General features: G+C 62.6%; 20 protein-coding genes and 2 pseudogenes. 7 read left to right on the top strand and 15 right to left on the bottom strand.

Annotation, left to right across the window (positions count from 1 at the left end; genetic code table 11):
* Nucleotides 1-4: 4 nt before the first annotated feature.
* The gene (locus tag IVA78_RS21840; protein ID WP_247467746.1) at nt 5-703 is read right to left on the bottom strand and encodes a YafY family protein; all 699 of its coding nucleotides are present in this window, start codon (nt 701-703) and stop codon (nt 5-7) included.
* Nucleotides 704-816: 113 nt separating this feature from the next.
* Between IVA78_RS21840 and IVA78_RS21845 the strand changes: the two genes are divergently transcribed.
* Both IVA78_RS21845 and IVA78_RS21850 read left to right on the top strand, forming a co-directional pair.
* Nucleotides 817-1,077 carry a hypothetical protein gene (locus IVA78_RS21845; RefSeq protein ID WP_247277901.1) on the top strand — a complete coding sequence of 87 codons (261 nt, stop codon included), beginning with the start codon at nt 817-819 and terminating at the stop codon, nt 1,075-1,077.
* Between the two features lie 35 nt (nt 1,078-1,112).
* Nucleotides 1,113-1,841, top strand: a complete 729-nt coding sequence (locus IVA78_RS21850; protein ID WP_247467749.1) for a glutathione S-transferase family protein — start codon at nt 1,113-1,115, stop codon at nt 1,839-1,841.
* A gap of 189 nt (nt 1,842-2,030) precedes the next feature.
* Here the strand turns inward: IVA78_RS21850 and IVA78_RS21855 are convergent, their stop codons facing one another.
* From IVA78_RS21855 to IVA78_RS21895, 9 genes are all read right to left on the bottom strand, one after another.
* Nucleotides 2,031-3,182: an ABC transporter substrate-binding protein gene (locus IVA78_RS21855; RefSeq protein WP_247277899.1), complete on the bottom strand. Its 1,152-nt coding sequence runs from the start codon at nt 3,180-3,182 to the stop codon at nt 2,031-2,033.
* A 91-nt stretch (nt 3,183-3,273) separates the two neighbouring features.
* Nucleotides 3,274-3,693: a thioesterase family protein gene (locus tag IVA78_RS21860; RefSeq protein WP_247467752.1), complete on the bottom strand. Its 420-nt coding sequence runs from the start codon at nt 3,691-3,693 to the stop codon at nt 3,274-3,276.
* Nucleotides 3,694-3,703: 10 nt separating this feature from the next.
* Nucleotides 3,704-4,465 carry an SDR family NAD(P)-dependent oxidoreductase gene (locus IVA78_RS21865; RefSeq protein ID WP_247277897.1) on the bottom strand — a complete coding sequence of 254 codons (762 nt, stop codon included), beginning with the start codon at nt 4,463-4,465 and terminating at the stop codon, nt 3,704-3,706.
* A gap of 25 nt (nt 4,466-4,490) precedes the next feature.
* Entirely contained in the window at nt 4,491-6,374 is a 1,884-nt protein-coding gene (locus IVA78_RS21870; protein WP_247467755.1) for a feruloyl-CoA synthase, read from the bottom strand.
* Complete coding sequence (locus tag IVA78_RS21875; RefSeq protein WP_247277895.1) at nt 6,371-7,180, bottom strand: crotonase/enoyl-CoA hydratase family protein; 810 nt, start codon at nt 7,178-7,180, stop codon at nt 6,371-6,373. The genes IVA78_RS21870 and IVA78_RS21875 overlap by 4 nt, the downstream gene beginning before the upstream one ends.
* A gap of 238 nt (nt 7,181-7,418) precedes the next feature.
* On the bottom strand, nt 7,419-7,880 hold the full coding sequence (locus IVA78_RS21880) for a DUF3237 domain-containing protein (protein ID WP_247467758.1): 462 nt from the start codon (nt 7,878-7,880) through the stop codon (nt 7,419-7,421).
* Nucleotides 7,881-7,892: 12 nt separating this feature from the next.
* Nucleotides 7,893-9,212, bottom strand: coding sequence for a TRAP transporter permease (locus tag IVA78_RS21885; protein WP_247294557.1), 1,320 nt, complete (start codon nt 9,210-9,212; stop codon nt 7,893-7,895).
* 2 nt (nt 9,213-9,214) lie between these two features.
* Nucleotides 9,215-9,724: a TRAP transporter small permease gene (locus tag IVA78_RS21890; RefSeq protein ID WP_247277892.1), complete on the bottom strand. Its 510-nt coding sequence runs from the start codon at nt 9,722-9,724 to the stop codon at nt 9,215-9,217.
* Between the two features lie 197 nt (nt 9,725-9,921).
* On the bottom strand, nt 9,922-10,938 hold the full coding sequence (locus IVA78_RS21895) for a TRAP transporter substrate-binding protein (protein ID WP_247467760.1): 1,017 nt from the start codon (nt 10,936-10,938) through the stop codon (nt 9,922-9,924).
* Between the two features lie 265 nt (nt 10,939-11,203).
* Between IVA78_RS21895 and pobA the strand changes: the two genes are divergently transcribed.
* Together pobA and IVA78_RS21905 are read left to right on the top strand one after the other, a co-directional pair.
* Entirely contained in the window at nt 11,204-12,373 is a 1,170-nt protein-coding gene (pobA, locus tag IVA78_RS21900; RefSeq protein ID WP_247467762.1) for a 4-hydroxybenzoate 3-monooxygenase, read from the top strand.
* A gap of 243 nt (nt 12,374-12,616) precedes the next feature.
* Nucleotides 12,617-13,030: pseudogene (locus IVA78_RS21905) on the top strand (PaaI family thioesterase); the annotation flags it as partial.
* Between the two features lie 96 nt (nt 13,031-13,126).
* Here the strand turns inward: IVA78_RS21905 and IVA78_RS21910 are convergent.
* Nucleotides 13,127-14,011, bottom strand: a complete 885-nt coding sequence (locus IVA78_RS21910; protein WP_247467765.1) for a LysR family transcriptional regulator — start codon at nt 14,009-14,011, stop codon at nt 13,127-13,129.
* Between the two features lie 121 nt (nt 14,012-14,132).
* Between IVA78_RS21910 and IVA78_RS21915 the strand changes: the two genes are divergently transcribed.
* Nucleotides 14,133-14,753 carry a pyridoxamine 5'-phosphate oxidase family protein gene (locus IVA78_RS21915; RefSeq protein WP_247277888.1) on the top strand — a complete coding sequence of 207 codons (621 nt, stop codon included), beginning with the start codon at nt 14,133-14,135 and terminating at the stop codon, nt 14,751-14,753.
* 400 nt (nt 14,754-15,153) lie between these two features.
* Here IVA78_RS21915 and IVA78_RS21920 read toward each other — a convergent pair whose 3' ends face one another.
* From IVA78_RS21920 to IVA78_RS21930, 3 genes are all read right to left on the bottom strand, one after another.
* Nucleotides 15,154-15,333, bottom strand: coding sequence for a hypothetical protein (locus IVA78_RS21920; RefSeq protein ID WP_247277887.1), 180 nt, complete (start codon nt 15,331-15,333; stop codon nt 15,154-15,156).
* 162 nt (nt 15,334-15,495) lie between these two features.
* The gene (locus tag IVA78_RS21925; protein WP_247467769.1) at nt 15,496-15,969 is read right to left on the bottom strand and encodes a hypothetical protein; all 474 of its coding nucleotides are present in this window, start codon (nt 15,967-15,969) and stop codon (nt 15,496-15,498) included.
* 86 nt (nt 15,970-16,055) lie between these two features.
* Nucleotides 16,056-16,613 carry a GNAT family N-acetyltransferase gene (locus IVA78_RS21930; protein WP_247467772.1) on the bottom strand — a complete coding sequence of 186 codons (558 nt, stop codon included), beginning with the start codon at nt 16,611-16,613 and terminating at the stop codon, nt 16,056-16,058.
* A gap of 461 nt (nt 16,614-17,074) precedes the next feature.
* On the opposite strand from IVA78_RS21930, the gene IVA78_RS21935 reads away from it, so the two are divergent.
* Nucleotides 17,075-17,620 (top strand): sigma-70 family RNA polymerase sigma factor, encoded by a 546-nt coding sequence (locus tag IVA78_RS21935; RefSeq protein ID WP_247467775.1) that lies wholly within the window; start codon nt 17,075-17,077, stop codon nt 17,618-17,620.
* Nucleotides 17,617-18,369, top strand: coding sequence for an anti-sigma factor (locus tag IVA78_RS21940; protein ID WP_247467779.1), 753 nt, complete (start codon nt 17,617-17,619; stop codon nt 18,367-18,369). The genes IVA78_RS21935 and IVA78_RS21940 overlap by 4 nt, the downstream gene beginning before the upstream one ends.
* Nucleotides 18,370-18,464: 95 nt before the next feature.
* Here IVA78_RS21940 and IVA78_RS21945 read toward each other — a convergent pair.
* Nucleotides 18,465-18,909: pseudogene (locus IVA78_RS21945) on the bottom strand (helix-turn-helix domain-containing protein); the annotation flags it as partial.
* Between the last annotated feature and the right edge of the window lie 32 nt (nt 18,910-18,941).

Here is an 18,941-nt window from a genome sequence, read left to right on the forward strand (position 1 = left end):
GTGGTCACGTGTCCTTTGGCGGGCCCCAGACCAGGCTCTGCCGCCATCTTGCGCGCAGCACGTCGCGCCGCTCCGGATATTTTTCGTCGAGATAGGTTGCCTCCACCACGCGGTCGGTGCGGAAGCTGCGGAAGTCGCTGCGCAGCTCGCACCAAGCCGCGAGCAGGCGCACGGCTTCGAGATAGCCGACCGAAATCGGCCAGATCATACGCTCGCTGGGGCGGCCCTGCTCGTCGCGATAGCGCAACATGATCTTCTTGCCTTCGTGGATCTGGGTGCGCGTGCGCGCCATGTCGAGGCGGTCCGGCTCCCTGTTCCAGCTTGGCCGCGCGCGGCTCGCCGGCTCCAGCACGAAGGGACGCAGGCGCTCGGGGACGGTGTCGGCGATCTTGGCCATCAAATCTTCGGCGGCGCGCGCCAGCGCGGAGTCGGCATGGCCCGCGACCCATTGCGCGCCCAGCACTGCTGCCTCGATCTCGTCGGGCGTCAGCATCAGCGGCGGCAGGTCGAAACCCTTTTCCAGGATGTAGCCCATGCCGGCTTCGCCGCGAATCGGCACGCGCTGGCCGATGAGGGTTGCGATGTCGCGATAGACGGTGCGCTTCGAAGTCTCGAGCTCGGCCGCGATCGCGTCCGCCGTGAGCGGTTTACGCGTACGCCTCAGCACCTGGATGATCTGAAACAGCCGGTCGGCACGTCTCATGACTGGTCTCTTGTTCGTGGTCTTTTCAAAAGACGGCGCGCGGCTGCTGACAGGATGTTGGCAGCAGGGGAGTTCTATACCGGGACAACACGTCGACTGAAGAGGATTTGTCCATGATCATTCCAACCCATTTCGGCTCGGCCAGTCCGCTGTGGCGCGCCCAGATGTGGCAGGCCCGGGGGCTTAGCCGCCTCGTCTCGTTCGATCTCATGGCTGCTGACCTCCGATTTGCGTTCGCAAGCGTGGTGGCACGCTCGCTGATCCAGGCTGCGGACGCGCTCGTCCACCACATCATGGGCCGCGCCTGGCAGGGGGCCCGTTTCGCAGAAGATATCACGGCTGCTGCCACCATGGTGGCAGCAGCGGGCAGATAGGTTCCGTCAGTTTCGGTAGTTTCAGGAGAGGTTTCATGATCACGCTTTACGGCTTTGGCACCGGCTTCGGCCTGCCGGAAATCAGCCCCTTCGTCACCAAGACGGAGGTGCAGCTCAAGATGGCGGGGTTGCCCTACCGGAAGGAGCGCGCGATGCCGCCCGCTTCGCCCAAGGGGCAGCTGCCCTTCATCGACGACGGCGGCGAGGCGGTGGCCGATTCCACCTTCATCCGCGCCCATATCGAGCGGCGCTACGGCTTCGATTTCGACGCCGGCCTGTCGCTGACCGAGCGCGCACAGGCCTGGGCGTTCGAGCGGATGATCGAGCACCACGTCTATTGGGCGCTGGTCGGGGCGCGTTGGGTCGATCCGGTCAATTTCGCCAAGGGCCCGTCGCATTTCTTCGACGGCGCGCCCGAACATAGCCGCGAGAAGCTGCGCGAGGACGCGCAATTCCGTGTTGCCGAGAATTATCTGCTCTCCGGGTTGGGCCGCCACGCGCCCGACGACGATGTCGATCTCGCCGTACGCTCGCTGTTCGCGCTCTCGGTGCAGCTCGGCGACAAGTCGTATCTGATGGGCAGCAGGCCCTGCGGCGTCGATGCCACCGCTTTCGGCGCACTTGCCGGGATCCTGACGCCGTTCTTCGAATCTGCCTTGCGCAAGCGCGCCGAGGGATTTCCGAACCTCACGACCTATGTCGACCGCATGATGGACACGTATTATCCGGAGTTCGCCTGGACCCCGTTGCGGCAGGCGGCTTGAGGCGCAATTCGCGTCCATCGCTCGCTGCACCTCTCCCGCTTGCGAGAGCTTTGCATAATTGGATGTGCGGGAGTGATTCCCGCTGCCGGGCTTTGTTTGCGCGGCGTCGATGCTGCTGCCTACCTCAACCGTAAACAGAAGAGCCGGCCCATTGGGCCGGCTCTTCTCGTTGCGAAACCTTCGCCGTGGCTACTTCACCAGCGAGTACTTGCCGTTCTTCACCGTGAGCAGGATGCGCGAGCGGTCGTCGAGGCCGTAGCGGTCCTTTTCGGTGAAGTTGTAGACGCCCTGGCTTGCCGCCAATTCCTTCTCCGTAAGCAAAGCCTGACGAATCGCTTCGCGGAATTCCGGCGTGCCGGGCTTGGCCGTCTTCAATGCAGCCGGAATGATGCGCTTGAGGATCTCGAACGCATCGTAGGAATGGCCGGCGAACTGGCTGCGGCTGTTCGGACCGTACTTGGCTTCATAGGCCGAGTTGAGTGCGAGGCCCGGCTTCTTGGTCAGCGCGGTGTCCGGTTGATCTTCCGGGTCCATCACGGGACCCGAGGCCATCAGCACGCCCTCGGCCGCTTTGCCGGCGATGCGGATGAAGTCCATGCTGGCCGCGCCATGGGTCTGGTAGATCAGGCCCTGATAGCCGCGCTCGCGCAGCTCGGTCTGCGGCAGCGCGGCCGCGGTGCCGGAGGCGCCGACCAGGATCGCGTCGGGATTGGCGGCGACGAGTTTCAGCACCTGACCGGTCACCGAGGTGTCGGGACGGGCGAAGCGCTCCTCGTCGACGATGGTGATGCCCATCGGCACGGCCTGGACCTTGAGGTCGTTGAACCAGAGGTCGCCATAGGAGTCGGAATAGCCGATATAGCCGAGGGTCTTCACGCCCTTGGCCTTCATGTGGTCGTACAGCACCTTGCCCACGATCGGGATCGGCTGCGGCATCGCCACCGACCATTTCATGCGCTCCGGCGTAATCGGGAAAGGCGCGAGGCCGAAATGCGGAATGCCGGCCTCGTTGGCGACGTTGGAGACCGCGATGGTCGGCGGCGTCAGCGCCGAGCCCATGATGATGTCGGCCTTGGATTCGGTCACGAAGCGGCGGGCGTTGGTGGTCGCGGTGGTGGGATCGCCGCCGTCGTCGAGCACGATCACCTTCAGCGGCACGCCGCCGATCTCCTTCGGCACGAATTCCAGCGCGTTGCGTTCGGGAATGCCGAGCGCAGCGCCCGGGCCGGTCGTGGTGGTGGTGATGCCGATGGTGATCTCGCTGGTCTGAGCCTGCGCGGGCAGGGCCGGCAGCGCCAGCGCGGCCGCGGTAATGGCAGCGGTCAGGTAAAAGCGTTTCATCTATTCCTCCCTTTACGTTCTTCTTTGAAAGCAGAAATCGGGGGGTAATTCAGCCCCCTCTTTTGGTGATGCGGCGATTTAGCTCCGGGCTCTAACTCCCCGTGAATTTGGTAACCATTTCCGCGGGGAACGGTGCCGATTTCAGCTTGTCGGGGTTAACGGGATCGCGGCCGACCAGGACGCGGGTCTCGAATCCCTCGATCGCCAGCGCGTCACCCTTGTAGACGTTGTGCTTCACCTCGAAGCTCGAGCGCTTGATGCTCTCGATTCTGGTCTCGATCGTGATCCAGTCGCCGTAGGTCGAGGGGATGTAAAACTTGGCCCGCGTGTCGACCATGGGAATCCCCACCAAGCCGTATTTGCGGACCAGATCCTGTTTGGAGAATCCAGCGACCTCGAACAGGGTCGACGTCGAATCGTCGAACATCGCGAAATAGCGCGGGTAGTAGACGATATTGGCGGGGTCGCAATCGCCCCACTGGATCTGGACGTCGCGCCTGTTCACGAACATGCGACGCGCCTTATTTCGGCGCCATGCGCAGCGAACCGTCGAGGCGCACCACTTCGCCGTTCAGATACGCATTCTCGACCATGTGCAGCGCGAGCGCGGCGAACTCGTCGGCGTTGCCGAGCCGGCGAGGGAAGGGGATCGCGGCGGCGAGCGAATCCTGGGCTTCCTGCGGCAGGTTGGCGAGCAGCGGCGTGAGGAACAGGCCCGGCGCGATCGTCAACACGCGGACGCCGAATTGTGCGAGCTCGCGCGCGATCGGCAGCGTCATGCCGACGATGCCGCCCTTCGAGGCCGAATAGGCGGACTGCCCGATCTGGCCGTCATAGGCGGCAACCGAGGCGGTGTTGATGATGACGCCGCGCTCGCCGGTTGCCTGCGGTTCGAGCTTGGACATCTCGGCGGCGGCAAGGCGCAGCATATTGAAGGTGCCGATCAGATTGACCTTGATCACCTTGTCGAAATCGGCGAGCGCCATCGGACCGTCGCGGCCGACCACGCGTTTTGCAACGCCGATGCCGGCGCAATTGACCAGCACGCGGGCCGGGCCGTGGGCCTTGGTCGCCTGCGCGATGGCGGCCTCGGCCGAGGCGGCATCGGAAACATCGCAGGTCACGGCCACGCCCTTGATCTCGGCGGCAACCGTCTCCGCGAGCTTGGCATTGAGGTCGCACACCGCGACCTTGGCGCCCTGCGCCGCCAGTTTTCGCGCGGTCGCCGCGCCCAATCCCGATGCGCCGCCGGTGACGATGGCTGCCTGATCCTTCAACAACATGGCGTTCTCCTATAGAGATGGTTTCTTACCCGACCGATATCACACGGTCCGATGGATTGGCAGTATAGAGCTCGTCGATCAATGCAGCGCGATGCTCGAGCACGGCGCGCTGGTTGATCGAGCCCTTGTCGGTGACCTCGCCCTTGTCGATCGAGAGCGGCGTGTCCATCAGGATCGCGCGCGTGATCCGTGTCGAGGAGCCGGTCGCCGAAGACAGGAAACCGGTCAGGCGTTCGCGGAACGCCTCGCGCACGAGCCGGTCGCGCGCAGCGACGACGAGATCGTCGGCAGGCAGCGTCGGGTTGATCAGCCGGCAACCGTCGAGGTCGAGCACCACGAGCGCGGAGATCTCGTCGCGGTTGATGCCGGCGATGACGACATCGCGCACCAGCGGCGCGCAGGCCGCAACGAAGCGCGCGCGCAAGGGTCCGACGCTGACCCAGGTGCCGCTGGCGAGCTTGAAGTCTTCACTGACGCGCCCGTCGAAGTCGAAGCCGGCGTTGAGATCATTGGGATCGGCGGGCTTGAGCGCGTCGCCCAGCTTGTAAAATCCTTCCTCGTCGAAGGACTTCGCGCTGATGTCGGGCTGGCGCCAGTAGCCGGGCATCACGTTCGGCCCCTTGGCGCGGACCTCGAGCTTGCCGTTGTTCGGCACCAGTTTTGCGTCATTGCCTGACACCGGGAGCCCGACATGGCCGGAGCGGCTGGTGCGCGGATTGACCGACATGAAGAACGGCGCGGTCTCGGTGGCACCTAAGCCGGTCAGCATCGGCACGCGATAGCCCTTCTCCTTCACCGCGAGCTCGTCGAGGCTGTTCCAGACGAAGGGCGACAGCGCCGCGCCGGAGAAGAACATCGCATGCAGCCGGTCGAAGAACTTTGCGCGCAGGCCCTGGTCGTCGCGCAAATACGGCAGCAGCGATTCGTAGCCTTTGGGTACGTTGAAATAGACCGTCGGCGAAATCTCCTGGAGATTGCGCACCGTTTCCTCGATGCCGCCGGGCACCGGCTTGCCGGCGTCCAGATACATCGAGCCGCCGTTGTAGAGCGTCAGCCCGATATTGTGGTTGCCGCCAAAAGTGTGATTCCAGGGCAGCCAGTCGACGATGACGGGCGGCTCGTCCTTGAGGAAGGCGAGCGTCTCGCGCAGCATCACCTGGTTGGCGCAGAGCATGCGCTGGGTGTTGATGACGGCCTTGGGATTGCCGGTCGAGCCCGATGTCAGCAGGAACTTCGCGATCGTGTCGGGGCCGATCCTGCCGTGGACGCCGTCGAGATCGCTGCGGATCGGCGTCGCCATGAGGTGGGCGAGCAGGGTGACGTCGCGGCCCGGCACCTTGCCATAGGACGCGGCGATCTCGGTGCCGAGCGAAACATTGGCGGCGAGCGCACCGGCGAACTTGTCGGCATCCTCCGCGAAGACGAGGCCGGGCGTCAGCAGCTTCATCAGATAGGACAGCTTGCCATAGTCCTTTGACACCAGCGAGTAGGCCGGCGACACCGGGCAGAACGGAATGCCGGCATAGAACGCGCCGAAGGCGAGCAGTGCGTGGTCGATCGAATTGCCGGAGAGAATGACGACCGGCCGCTCCGCCGACAGGCCGCGCGCGATCAGGCTTGATGCGATGTGCCGGCTCGCCGTGAGCAGCTCGGCATAGGTGATCTTGCGCCAGCCGCGGCTGCCTTCGCGCTCGGCCATGAAGACGCGGTCGGGCGTCGTGTTCGCCCAATGATGCAGGCGGTCGGTGATGCGGAGGGGATAGTCGCCGAGCGGCTGCTTTGGCCTGAGATAGATCGTGCCATCGTCGCGGCGCTCGATATCGACGACGGGATCGCCGAACGAGATGGGCCGCAGCGGGAAAGTGCTCGCGCCGCGCTCCGTGCTGGAAGAGGACGGCTGCGCGCTCATGACTTCGGCTTCACCTTTGCGGTCTTGTGTTCGAGGAACTCGCGGATCCTGCGCTTGGCCTCTTTGTCGCTCTGCGCGACGGTCGCCATCAGCGATTCCATGAGCAGGCCGGTCTGCGGATTGGCCTCCGCGATCATCGGCAGTGCTTGGAGCACGGCAAAATTCGTCAGCGGCGCGTTGGAGGCGACCTTGGTCGCAAGCTCCAACGCCTTGCCGAGCCCGTTACCGGCATCCGTCAGATATTGCGCAAAGCCGTAGGAGGCGCCTTCGGTCGCGCTATAGACCCGGCCGGTCAGCATCATGTCCATCATCCTGGCGACCCCGATCAGCCGCGGCAGGCGCACCGAGCCGCCACCACCGACGAAGATGCCGCGCTGCCCCTCCGGCAGGGCGAAATAGGTCGAGGGCTCGGCGACACGGATATGCGCGGCGCAGGCGAGCTCCAGCCCGCCGCCGATCACGGCCCCGCTGAGCGCGGCGATCACGGGCACGCGGCTATACTGGATGCGGTCGAACACCCGGTGCCACATCTGGGAATGGAGCAGGCCGCCGGTCGCGTCATGCTCGGTCAGCTCGGACAGGTCGAGACCGCTGGAGAAATGGTCACCGATGCCGTGAATGACGACCGCGCCGATATCGTCGGGCAGGGACGCAAAACACTCGCCGATTTCCAGGATGATGCCGTCATTGAGCGCGTTGCGCTTGGCCGGCCGGTTCAGACCCACGGTCAGAACCCGGTCCGCGCGCTCGATCCTCAACAGCCCGGAGGCGCCCGCCTTAGCGGTCTCGGCGTTTCCCTGTGTCATTTGCGTCCTTGCCAGAATAGTTATGTTGTATAACGAATTTTGGGGGAGTCAAGGCGGGGGCGGTCCAGGCGCGCCAGAATGCTGCTCCAAAACGCGACGTCGTCCCGGCGAAGGCCGAAACCCATACCCCCAAGGAGCACTTTGGCGAAGACCCCTTGCCCGGTACTCCGGCCGTCTACAATCGATGGATCACGCGGTAGGGGTCCGGGCCTTCGCCAGGAGGACGGCCGGGTGTGTCTTACATCACCTGGTGCACATCGATCACCACGCGGTCGGCATGGCGCGCGGCTGACGCCACGAAGATATGTTCCATCAGCCAGCGATAGGTCTCGTGGCCGGTCTCGAATCTCGGCACGGTGCGGAAATAGATCAGCTTCGGATCGACCGGCTCGCCGCGCTTGAGCTTTTGCAGCAGCTCCACCGGGCCGAAGCGCATGCCCTTGTTCTCGACATAGACGGTCGCGCCGTCGTCGGTCTGGAAGGCGTATCTGGCTTCGAGGTCGATCAGCTCGTTGGGACGGATGGTCTGGAAGTCCGCGCCGAAGGGGAGCACACGACCGGCGATCGCGCCCGTCACCTCGCCGCCGATGATCGGAATGATGCGTCGCACGCCGATCCCGGTCTCGCCGGCGCTGACGACGTCGCCGATTTTTGCTGTGATGGTGAAGACGTACTTTGTCTCGAGCGTCGGTGTGGTCATCGCGTCACCTCGTCAATGCGCCATCATCCGCGTCGGCAGCCAGGTTGCCAGCAGCGGGAAAGCGATCAGGATCACGAGGCGCACCAAATCCGTCGCCACGAACGGGATCACGCCCTTGAAGATGGTGGAGAAGGAGACGTCTTTCACCACGCTCTTGATGACGAAGACGTTCATGCCGACCGGCGGGTGGATCAGGCCAAGTTCGACGGTCATGACGATGATGACGCCGAACCAGATCGGGTCGAAGCCGAGATGCATGATCACGGGGAAGATGATCGGCACGGTGAGGATGATCATCGCCATGGCGTCCATCAGGCAGCCGAGCACCAGATACATCACCATGATCAGCGCCAGCACGCCGTATGGACCGAGGCCGAGCCCGGTGAGGAATTCCGTGACCTTCTGCGGCGTCTGCGTCACCGTCAGGAAGTAGCCGAAGATCAGCGCGCCGATCAGCACCGTGAACACCGCGGCCGCGGTGCGCGTCGCCTGCAGCAGCGAGGCCAGCACTTTCTCGCGGTCGAGCCGGCCGGTCAGCACGCCGATGATGAAGGCACCGGTGGCGCCGACGCCGCCGGCTTCCGTCGGGGTGAAGCGCGGCAGGAACGGCAGGCCGTAGAGACCGCCGATGACGAAGACGAACAGCAGCACCGGCGCCCAGATGTCCTTCAACCCGGCAAAGCGTTCGCGCCACGGCAGCACCTTGCCCTTGGGCAGGAAGTCGGGCCTGACATAGCCGATCAGGCCGATCGTGATCATGTACATGGTCATCGCGAGCAGACCCGGGATGATGCCGGCGATGAAGAGCTTGCCGATGTCCTGCTCGGTGATGATGCCGTAGACCGCGAGCACGGTGGAGGGCGGCAACATCGCACCTAACGTGCCGCCGGCCGCGATCACGCCGGTGGCAAAGGACTGTGGATAGCCGAAGCGGCGCATCTCCGGATAGGCGACGGCGGAGAAGGTCGCGGCGGTCGCGACCGAGGAGCCGCAGATCGCGGCAAAGCCGCCGCAGGCACCGACGGTGGCGATGCCGAGCCCGCCGCGCAGATGCCCGACGAAGCCATTGGCGGCGCGGAACAGCTCGCGGCTCATGCCGGAATTGCTGACAAAGGAGCCCATCAGCAGGAACATCGGGATGACGCCGAAGGTGTAGTCGGTGACCGTGCGCATCGAGGTCTGGCCAACCAGCTTTAGCGCGGGCGTCGCGCCGACCAGATAGGAGAAACCGGAGACGCCGACGAGGCCCATGGCCATGCCGACGGGCACGCGCAGCAGCATCAGGACAAACAGGGAAACGAAGCCGATTACGGCGACGGCATCGGTGCTCATGATCACTCCGTCGCCTTGATTTTTGGATCGTGCATCTCTTCGGGATGGAAGATCAGCCGGTAGGTGCGAATCGCGATCAGCAGCACGGCGGAGACGTCGCCGATCCATGCGATCGCGAAGAATGGCCAGGTCGGCATGTGCATGTCGAAAGTCTGGACGTTGTCGTTGTAGGTGCCGCGCACCTTGTCGAACAGCGTCCAGGTCTGCACGGTCACCACGAACAGCAGCACCAATGTTGCGAACACGTCGATCCAGCGCTGATAACGCGGCCCGACATTGCCCCAGACCAGGTCGACCGTGATGTGGGTGCCGCGATAGGAGGTCGCCGCGATGCCCCAGAAGATCAGGATGCCGAGCAGCATGCGGCCGATATCAAAACTGTCGGGAATCGAATAGTTCAGCGTGTTGCGCAGCAGCACCGACAGGAAGATGTCGAGTGCGACGAGGCCGACAAAGCCTGCCGCGATCCATTCGATCGAGTCGATAAAGCGATCCATCCAGGCGCGCTTCATGGGGAAAGAGTCCTTCCGACGAGTTCGAGATGTGCCCGCGATGAGCTGCGCTCCCTCCCCCGCTTGCGGGGGAGGGCTGGGGAGAGGGTGCTTCCACATTTGAGGACCCCCAAGAGGAGAGAGCCCTCACCCGGCGCTAGGCGCCGACCTCTCCCGCAAGCGGGAGAGGTGCAGCGAGTGCGCCGCCACAGCGCGCATCACTCCGCCAGCGCGTTGTACTTCTTCAGGGATGCCTTCAGATCCGCAAGGGCTGCATCCGGATCGGCGCCGGCCCTCTTGGCGCCGTCGCTCCAGGTCTTCACCAGCGGTTCGGCGGCCTTCTTCCAGGCCGCGGTCTGCTCGCCCGTGAGCTTGTAGACCTCGTGGCTCAATTCCGCCTTCACCTTGTCGATGCCGGCGTCCTCGAACTTGCCCCAGTGCTCGCCGACCGCGCCTGCCATTTCGACCGTGCAATTCTTGTCGATCGCGGCCTTCTGCTTGTCGGACATGGCATTGTACTTGTCCTTATTGATCACGAACACGAAGGTCGTGGTGTAGAGCGGCGCCTCCATGTCGTATTTGGTCACCTTGTCGATGCCGAACAGCACCAGGGAGCCCCAGGGGAAGGTGACGCCGTCAGCGACGCCGCGCTCGATGATGTCGCGCACTTCGGGTGCGGAGGACTGCACATTGGTGCCGCCGAGCGAAGTGACGAAATTCGCCATGGTAGCGTGGGCTGGACGGATCTTCAGGCCCTTCACGTCATCGGGAACCACGATCTTCTTGGTGCGGGAGTGGAATGAGGAGGGCGAGTGGACGAAGGCGAGACAATACTTGACGTCCTTCATCTCTTTCTCGGCATATTTGCGGTACCAGGCATCCAGCCCCATCGAGCCGCCCTTGGCGTCCGAGATCAGGAACGGCAGCTCGCCGGCGCCGATAATTGGGAAGCGGCCGGGCTGGTACCCCGGATTGACATAGGTGACGTCGGCGATGCCGTCGCGCGCCATGTCGTAATGGTCGAAGGCTTTGCCGAGCTGCTGGGCCGGAAACACCTTGCCCTTGATGGTGCCGCCGGAGTCCTTCTCGACCGCGGCCGCCCAGTCTTCCAGCGATTTCTGTAGGGGATGCGAGGCCGGCACCCAGTGCGAGATCTTCAAATCGAAGGTCTTGTCCTGCGCGAGCGCAGGCGTCACGCTTGCTGCCAGCAGCAACGCCAGACAGGCTTTCCTCATCACGCGTCTCTCCCTGTTTTCGACGGCGGGCTTCGATGGCCCCGGTCTCATTAATTAACATGTTATCTAATTGGCCGGCGTGTTCAAGCCGGAACTGACGCATGCCTCGCCGCGCCATGTACGTCAGTCATGTTGCATGGATTTGTCGCGCTGCGGCGACGACCGCTCCCCTTTTGCTCAACGATTATATGATATAATTATCGCCAGCCGGCCGCCGCGACAAGCAGGCCGCGACGAAAGCCTACAGCATCGGAAGGAGCAAGTATTGCGGACAAAAGTCGCAATCATCGGGGCAGGACCGGCCGGATTGTTGCTTGGGCAACTGCTGCACACATATGGCATCGACAATGTCATTCTGGAACGGCAGACCCCAGACTATGTGCTCGGCCGCATTCGCGCCGGCCTGCTCGAGGAGGGCACCGTCGCGCTGCTCAACCAGATCGGCGCCGGATCGCGGGCACATGCCGAAGGCCTGGTGCATGAGGGCATCGAACTCGCGTTCTCCGGCCGCCGTCACCGCATCGACATGAAGGCCACGACTGGCAAGACGGTGATGATCTACGGCCAAACCGAGGTCACGCTCGACCTGATGAATGCGCGCAAGGCCGCAGGTCTCATTTCGGTGTACGAGGCCAGAGACGTGCAGCCGCATGATTTCGACGGTGCTCACCCGCGCGTCACCTATGTCAAGGACGGCGTCACCCACACGATCGATTGCGATTTTATCGCCGGCTGCGACGGCTTTCACGGCGTCAGCCGCGCCAGTGTCCCGGCCACGGCGGTCGAGGAATTCGAGCGGGTCTATCCGTTCGGCTGGCTCGGCATTTTGTCCGAAACGCCCCCGGTCAGCCACGAGCTGATCTATTCCAATCACGCGCGCGGCTTTGCGCTGTGCACCATGCGCTCGACCAGGCGCAGCCGCTACTATGTGCAGTGCTCGCTCGAGGACCATGTCGACCAATGGCCGGACGAGCGTTTCTGGGACGAATTGAAGCGCCGGCTCGACCAGGAGGCGGCCGATAGCCTCGTCACCGGTCCTTCGATCGAGAAGAGCATCGCGCCCCTGCGCAGCTTCGTCGCCGAGCCGATGCGCTTTGGCCGGATGTTCTTGTGCGGCGATGCCGCGCACATCGTGCCGCCGACCGGGGCCAAGGGGCTGAACCTCGCCGCGAGCGACGCGCATTACCTGTCGAGCGCGCTGCGCGAATTCTATGACGAGAAATCCAGCGCCGGGATCGACGCCTACTCCGCCAAGGCGCTGGCGCGGGTCTGGAAGGCCGTGCGCTTCTCCTGGTGGATGACCTCGATGCTGCACAAATTCCCTGACACCGGCACCATCGGCGCTCGAATCCAGCTCGCCGAGCTCGATTACGTCACGCACTCGCAGGCCGCGATGACGTCGCTGTCGGAGAATTATGTGGGGCTGCCGTTCTAGGACGGTGCGTCCACATCGTCATTGCGCGCGACTTGTCCGCCGTAGCTCGAAGAGCGAAGGCGGAAGCGAAGCAATCCAGAAATTTCTCCGCGGAGGCAGTCTGGATTGCTTCGTCGCAAGGCTCCTCGCAGTGAGGGCGGGATCGTTTCAAACGCCCGCGCAAATCCCGTTTAAAACTTTGTAGGTGATGCGTTCGTCACGTCCATCGCGTTCAATGCCAACGATCAGCAACGCGAGACAGCCATGACCGCACCCGATATCCCCGCTGGCTTCGAGCCGCTCTTTCGCAAGAGCCCTCTCACCGAGCCCTGGGAGCCGCTCTACGCGAAGAAGACCGACAAGGCCGTCATCATCGGCCTGCGGCTGGCGAAGCCGCACACCAACGGCCGCGGCCTGATCCATGGCGGCCTCATCACCGCGCTCGCTGACAATGCCATGGGCTATAGCTGCGCGCAGGCGACGGGCTGGACCACGTCGTTCGTGACGGTCTCGCTCTCGGTCGATTTCGTCGGCTCCGCCGAGATCGGCCATTGGTGTTCGATCGAGAGCGACGTGATCAAGACCGGCAAGACGATCTGCTTCGCACAGTGCCTGATCAAGGCCGACGATACCGTGATCGCGCGGGCGAGCGGGACGTTCCGCGTGGTGCCGAAGAGGGATGACCGTCATTCCGGGGCTCGCGAAGCGAGAACCCGGAATCTCGAGATTCCGGGTTCGGCCCTGCGGACCGCCCCGGAATGACAGTCATCATCATCATCCGAACCTCCATTGCGTCGTCTCCACCACGAGATCGATGAAGGCGCGCACCTTGGCCGAGAGCAGGCGCGAGGTCGGATAGACGATGTGGATCGGCAGTGCCGGCTGCTCATATTTCGCCAGCACGATTTTGAGCCGCTCGCGCTGCAGTCCTTCGGCGGCCTGATAGGCCAGCACCCGCGTCAGGCCGCCGCCGGCCTCGGCATATTGCAGCGCCGCGTCGGCGCTGTTGCTAATAAAGCGGGGGGCCGGCGTCACCTCGATGTCGCGGCCGTCGCGCAGGAAGCGCCATGCGGACCAAGGGCCGAACTGGATGGTCTGGTGCGAGACGAGGGCCTCCGGCGTCCTGGGTTCGCCGTGACGTTTGAGATAGCCGGGTGCGGCCACCACGATCCGCCGCATCTCGCCGACCTGGCGCGCGACGAGTGAAGAGTCTGCGAGATGGCCGATGCGGACGGCGGCATCGATGGCGTCTTCCACGAGATTGACGAGGTTGTCGGACAGCCGCAATTCGGCTGTGACTTCGGGATAGCGCTTGAGGTAGGCGGTCATGACCGGTCCGACATGAAGCCGGCCAAAGCCGACCGGCGCCGACACCACGAGACGTCCGCTCGGCCGGCTGCGCTCTTGCCGCGCCGAGCCGTCGGCCTCCTCGACGTCGGCGAGGATGCGGCGGGCGCGCTCGAGATAGCGGGTGCCGACGTCGGTCAGCGTCACCTGTCGCGTGGTCCGCTGCAACAGTCGCGCACCGAGATGTTCCTCCAGCGCAGCGATCAGCCGCGTCACTGCCGAGGGCGATAGGCGCAGCTTGCGCGCCGCCGGCGCGAAGCCGCGCAAATCGGCGACGGTGACGAAGACGTGCATGGCTTCCAAGCGATCCATGGCATTATTGCATATATTGCAACGGTGAAGTGTCAAGCGGCTAGATTGTTCTGGGCGTTGGCAAGTCCATCTTAGCTGGCGAAAGACGGAAGAATGCGCCGGAATTTCAGGAGACGTTCCGATGACAGCAGCCCACACCTATGCCAGCGACGTCGCCTTTTCGCCGGCGGTGAAGGCGATTCAGGCGCGCAAGGGCTCGCGAGAGGCCTATGCCCGCGCCGAGCAGCGCGGCTGGCGCACCGAGGTCGACGACAACCTCGCGGCGTTCCTCACTGAGGCCAACAGCTTCTACTTCGCCACTGCCTCGGCGGACGGCCAGCCCTACATCCAGCACCGCGGCGGCCCGAAGGGATTTCTCAAGGTGCTCGACAAGCAGACGCTCGCCTTCACCGACTATGCCGGCAACCAGCAGTTCATCACCCAGGGTAATCTCTCGGAGAATCCCAAGGCCTACATCTTCATGATGGACTACGCCCATCGCCGCCGGGTGAAGATCTGGGGTGAGGCGCGCGTCGTCGAGGACGACGAGGCGCTGATCGCGTCGCTGATGCCGAAGGGCTATCGCGCGCGGCCGGAGCAGGTGATCCTGTTCAAGATCGCGGCGTGGGACACCAACTGCCCGCAGCACATCCCGCAGAAGTTCGATGCGGCGGATGTGGCCGCTGCGCTGGCGGCGAGGGACGCGAGGATTGCGGAGCTGGAAGCGGAGGTTGCGGCGTTGAAGAGCGAGAAGGCAAGCTGAGCTTTTCGCCTGTCCTCGCTTGCCGGGAGAACGGGGTGCTCCGCGATTGCAACTCGCAGTGATTTTGCGGAGCCAGCGCCGCAGCTATACAGGGCGTGCATATGCAGTGCACGATTCTGGTGGAGGAGTACCGACAGGCGACGATCGGGGAGTATTCGTCGCTCGTGAAGCAAACGGCGAGGCGCGAGTCCAACGTGCAAGCACATACACTCGCCATGTGCATCAAATGCGCGAAATTGCCAGGAGGCGATGTTCTTATTCGAGCTCAAGCAGGAGTTTTTATCGCGCGGACTGCGACCGCCAAGAGTGCTTTCAAGGCGTGCTCCTGCTTGACCATTTGCATGTTTGAGCTTCCCCAGCCAAAGCTCCAATCGATCGACCGCGAGCTCGATGATTCAATTCATGGCATGACTGCCGCCGCCACAAGATCGCCGCTGGCCAGACCTGGACTTTCTGCGGCGAGGTAAATCGCAGCGAGCGCAAGCACCGCGAACGCGGCATATCCAAGCAGGATCAATCCATCGTAACTGCGAGCCGTTAAATCGGAGGAAGTGTTTTGGATGCGATCTGCTATCGTCATGTCAATTACTCCCCGTTGAGAAACACAGTGGTCGCATGCCGAATGGAGCGGCGATGTGGGTTCGCGCGGAACGCTGGTTCGAAGTTTAGCGCGCGACTTCAATTCAATCCGCCAAATCGCACGATGCGGATGTGCTGTCCTGGCGAATTAAGTTGCATGACTTCAGTGTTCGTGGGTCCAGGCAGAAGGTATCCTACGCCGATGAGAGCGAGCAGAACGGCGGAGTAGGCCAACGACCAGCCAATCTGCCATCTCCGCCAAAATCTGCGGTCCTTGGGACTTAGCTCGTAGAGGTACTTTCTCCGTTGAGGCTCCAAATATTCTCTCATTTGACGCTCCATCATCGGCCCCCGTCTTGCGGATCCCTGCTCGCCTCCACATCGTCAGACCGACAATGGTCAGACATCCGAGCGTGTTAAGCGCGAAAATGGTCGCCATCGCAGCGTCATGCGAGACGATCATGGCGTAGCTTACAGTCGCTATGTTTGCGGCGGAGAACAGCAGCCAGGTAAAGACTGAAACTGCCTTGGCGCCATTGCTGTCGCGGTGGACGCGCACGATCTGGGGAAAATAGCCCAACAGTCTCGCTGTGTTCAAAAATGCGAATGCGCCAAACGAGTAATCTGCCAAAGTCATGTCTGCACTCCAAATATCCGAGTATCCTGCGCTTTTCTGTGAACCAGCTCATAAGGCTCGGGAGCAGAAGAGGCCAAATTTGTCTTTCACGTAGCTCTTCGAATTGCCGGCAAATCATCGGCAATGGGAGTTCCCAAATGTCTTGCGATCGTTGGCCTCTGCGCAAGATCGATCCGGGCACGGAATGTGCCAAAGGCAAGATCGATCCTGGCTCCCGCCCTTTGCACAAGTCTTCGCATCGGCCAGTTGTCGCTCGCGTAGATAAGATCAACGCTCCGAGCATCCATATTCAAGGCGTGAAGCATCGACGCATTCAGCAGGCGGCTGCCCATTCCACGCCGACGCGATCCTCGCTCTACCACCATCAGAAGCTCCATCACGTCGGAGCCGCCACGCCGATAGAGCTCCAGCATCCCGCGAAGCCTCTGTTCGGAGAAGATTCCGAGCATGAGCGCAGCATTGTCGAGTGCGCTGATCGCATGAAGATCAAGCACCGCGTCAGAGACCGGCACGCCAAACCGGCGGCAGCGGGTCTCAGCATCGAGCGTGGACAAGAATGCCTGCACCAATGGAAGCTGCCGAATGTCGAGCTGACAGATGTCAGGATCATAGTGTTGGGGGTTGGACCACAACAGCACGTCCATGTCTGTTCGCGCGATTCCTCTAATCGCCGCCATTGGTGCCCCTTTGAGCGAATGCTGGAATTGCCCAAGTGTACCGATGTTCAGTCAACTTGGCCCGGTGCGGAAAAATTCCCGGTGGCCACCAGAAATCTTTTTCGCCGGGGCTTGGGAATAAACAACGGCGTCTTCGAGTCCAGTTGTGCCGTTAGATTCAAGTGCCGGGTAGGCCGTTCGTCGCGATTCAGGCAAGCGCCCGCTTTTGTCCAGCAAGAGCCCTGCAGCGGCGAGATGTGGCAATCTGCTTGCGACGCCTCACTTGCAGCGGAATAGTCCATTCGAATGAGGTTGGCTGCCGCTGCGGCCGGTACTCCGAGTTGCGAGGCTGCTTGTCCTTTGAAGAACGCTGCAGCGAGCGTCCCCTATTTTTCCGCAGACCGGGAATAATTGGTTCCATATTTGAGTTGATTAGGCAGGGGATGAGCTTGAACCCCAACGACGACAGGAAGAAATTCGCGACTGTCGTAGCGCCCTATCTCGCCGACGCGCATGCGTTTGCGCGCTGGCTCACGCATAACCGTGCAGACGCCGAGGACGTCGTCCAGGAGGCGTGCATCAGGGCGTTTCGCGCATTGCCGCGGTTTTCGGGACCGAATGCACGCGCCTGGCTGCTGACGATAGTGAGGAATACTGCCTTCACCTTACTCAGGGAAAAAAAGGCCGCGGCTTTGGTCAGCCTTGACGAACTGAGCGAGGGTGATCGCTCCATTGCCGAGCGGGGAGGTGAACTGGATGCGTCAGGATCACCGGAAGCAGCGCTTATTGCCGCGGCCGAGGCGGCGAAACTTGAAATGTTCATCGCGGCCCTGCCGCCGGAATTCAGGGAAGTACTGGTCTTGCGAGATATCCAGGGGCTCGAATATCGCGACATCGCTGACATCACGGGTAGTCCGATCGGAACCGTGATGTCGAGGCTTGCGCGAGCCCGCCAGAAGCTGATTGCAGGAATGAAGGAGGAGAGATGCTCATGACACTCTCCGACGACAATGACGTGCATCTCATTCACGCCTATCTCGACGGAGAACTCGACGTCACGGTGGCGCTCGCAGTCGAGCGCAAGATCGCAAGCGACCCCGACTTGCGGAAGCTCGCAGATGAAGTTGGTGCCTTGAAGAAAGTGCTTGCAGAGAAATTCCCGCCGGAGCCGCTTCCGCCGCGGCTCCGATCGCGGCTCGAGGCCACCTTTGGGCTTCAAACGAGACAACGAACGCCCAGTTGGGCCAAGATGGCAGCCTCGATCTTGGTCGTAGCTGCCCTCTCAAGCACCTTGACGGGAATCGCACTCCGCGGGACCGCGCAGCGGGATATCGTCGTAGCCGAACTCTTCGACGGCCATCTCCGCTCGCTAATGGCAGCACGGCCCACTGATGTCGTTTCCTCGGACAAGCACACCGTCAAGCCCTGGTTCAACGGTCGGATCACGCAATCGCCAACGGTCGTTGATCTTGCTGCTCAAGGCTTCGAACTTCTCGGCGGACGCGTTGATGTCGTCGGCAGGACTCCGTTGTCGACCCTGGTATATCGCAGACGCGAGCACGTGATCAGTCTGACCGAAATCTCCGTGCATCATCACCTGGACGTGCCATTCGAGTTGCGCACTGAGAATGGCTTCAATATGGTCAGATGGTCAGACCGTGAGCGATCCTACATCGCAATTTCAGATCTGAACGTGAAGGAACTCGAAGCATTTGTGAAGATGTTCCGAGGTAATGCCAGCTAGTATCAAGCTGACCTGCGTGAACAAGCCTCATCTGACGTGGCAGTCAGCCGAAGGAGCCGCGGATGGCAACGCCTCTCGTCGGTAAGCGGCGTGTGGCCCTTGAAATCCATCTGCCAGAGCTGATTGGGTGCGTCCTTTTCGAACCGGTGGCCTGAAGGGCTCGGCGCGGCCTTTTGGCTCGGCTTGATCCGCTCGTTCCGGCACAGGATCTGATGCACCGTGGAGGGCACCGGCACGGTCGGGCCTTCGCGCTTCAGGCAATGGGCAATCTTGCGCGCGCCCCAGGCCGGATGCTTGTCACGCACGGCAAGAACCCGCGCCTCGATCTCAGGCACGCTCCGCTTGGGCATCCTCTTAGGCCGGCGGGACTGATCCGCCAGTTCATGGTCTCCAGCCTGCCAACGCTTCAACCATTTGTAACCCACATCAGGACTGATCCCGAACCGCCGACACAACTCCCGCCGGTTCGCTCCTTCCTGCAAAGCAAGCCGCACAAAACTCGCGTCGCTGATCCATTACCGACACCTGGTTCCAGGGCATGGACGGCCTCCCGAATCGACCACTCCAGCCAT

This window comes from Bradyrhizobium sp. 137 (assembly GCF_023074095.1).
GTDB lineage: Bacteria > Pseudomonadota > Alphaproteobacteria > Rhizobiales > Xanthobacteraceae > Bradyrhizobium.

Excerpts from the sequence above, each read along its gene's own strand:
- IVA78_RS21860 (WP_247467752.1), bottom strand. The coding sequence starts at position 3,693 with ATGTTCGTGAACAGGCGCGACGTCCAGATCCAGTGGGGCGATTGCGAC.
- IVA78_RS21880 (WP_247467758.1), bottom strand. The coding sequence starts at position 7,880 with ATGACCACACCGACGCTCGAGACAAAGTACGTCTTCACCATCACAGCA.
- IVA78_RS21845 (WP_247277901.1), top strand. The coding sequence starts at position 817 with ATGATCATTCCAACCCATTTCGGCTCGGCCAGTCCGCTGTGGCGCGCC.
- IVA78_RS21840 (WP_247467746.1), bottom strand. The coding sequence starts at position 703 with ATGAGACGTGCCGACCGGCTGTTTCAGATCATCCAGGTGCTGAGGCGT.
- IVA78_RS21940 (WP_247467779.1), top strand. The coding sequence starts at position 17,617 with ATGACACTCTCCGACGACAATGACGTGCATCTCATTCACGCCTATCTC.
- IVA78_RS21870 (WP_247467755.1), bottom strand. The coding sequence starts at position 6,374 with ATGAGCGCGCAGCCGTCCTCTTCCAGCACGGAGCGCGGCGCGAGCACT.
- IVA78_RS21890 (WP_247277892.1), bottom strand. The coding sequence starts at position 9,724 with ATGAAGCGCGCCTGGATGGATCGCTTTATCGACTCGATCGAATGGATC.
- IVA78_RS21850 (WP_247467749.1), top strand. The coding sequence starts at position 1,113 with ATGATCACGCTTTACGGCTTTGGCACCGGCTTCGGCCTGCCGGAAATC.
- IVA78_RS21910 (WP_247467765.1), bottom strand. The coding sequence starts at position 14,011 with ATGGATCGCTTGGAAGCCATGCACGTCTTCGTCACCGTCGCCGATTTG.
- IVA78_RS21925 (WP_247467769.1), bottom strand. The coding sequence starts at position 15,969 with ATGACTTTGGCAGATTACTCGTTTGGCGCATTCGCATTTTTGAACACA.
- IVA78_RS21865 (WP_247277897.1), bottom strand. The coding sequence starts at position 4,465 with ATGTTGTTGAAGGATCAGGCAGCCATCGTCACCGGCGGCGCATCGGGA.
- IVA78_RS21855 (WP_247277899.1), bottom strand. The coding sequence starts at position 3,182 with ATGAAACGCTTTTACCTGACCGCTGCCATTACCGCGGCCGCGCTGGCG.
- IVA78_RS21930 (WP_247467772.1), bottom strand. The coding sequence starts at position 16,613 with ATGGACGTGCTGTTGTGGTCCAACCCCCAACACTATGATCCTGACATC.
- IVA78_RS21885 (WP_247294557.1), bottom strand. The coding sequence starts at position 9,212 with ATGAGCACCGATGCCGTCGCCGTAATCGGCTTCGTTTCCCTGTTTGTC.
- IVA78_RS21875 (WP_247277895.1), bottom strand. The coding sequence starts at position 7,180 with ATGACACAGGGAAACGCCGAGACCGCTAAGGCGGGCGCCTCCGGGCTG.
- IVA78_RS21920 (WP_247277887.1), bottom strand. The coding sequence starts at position 15,333 with ATGACGATAGCAGATCGCATCCAAAACACTTCCTCCGATTTAACGGCT.
- IVA78_RS21895 (WP_247467760.1), bottom strand. The coding sequence starts at position 10,938 with ATGAGGAAAGCCTGTCTGGCGTTGCTGCTGGCAGCAAGCGTGACGCCT.
- IVA78_RS21915 (WP_247277888.1), top strand. The coding sequence starts at position 14,133 with ATGACAGCAGCCCACACCTATGCCAGCGACGTCGCCTTTTCGCCGGCG.